Raw genomic sequence first — 216 nt, 5'->3', positions numbered from 1 at the left:
GTAAAAACCTGCTTTTTCTCGAAGACCGCCTCACCTATTTGGGCATTGAAAAACTCCCAGCTGTCAGCACGCTCAGTGATGCCAACATCAACCGGGACAGTAAGGTGTTTGAATCGATTTATCTTCAACTTCTGCATTACTACAAGGACGAGCTGAACCCTGTTGAAAGCAGCTTCCTGGGCGGGAAAGTGGATACGGGAAAGGTTTTCTTCGTCG

Annotated in this window: 1 pseudogene; it reads left to right on the top strand. The window is 47.7% G+C overall.

From position 1 onward, the window contains the following. Nucleotides 1-216, top strand: a pseudogene (locus IAQ59_RS22910) (hypothetical protein); the annotation flags it as partial.

Source organism: Lunatimonas salinarum, from assembly GCF_017811155.1.
GTDB classification, from domain to species: Bacteria; Bacteroidota; Bacteroidia; order Cytophagales; family Cyclobacteriaceae; genus Lunatimonas; species Lunatimonas salinarum.
The sequence above is the reverse complement of the archived record's forward strand: the minus strand, read 5'-3'. Positions and strand labels throughout refer to the sequence as shown.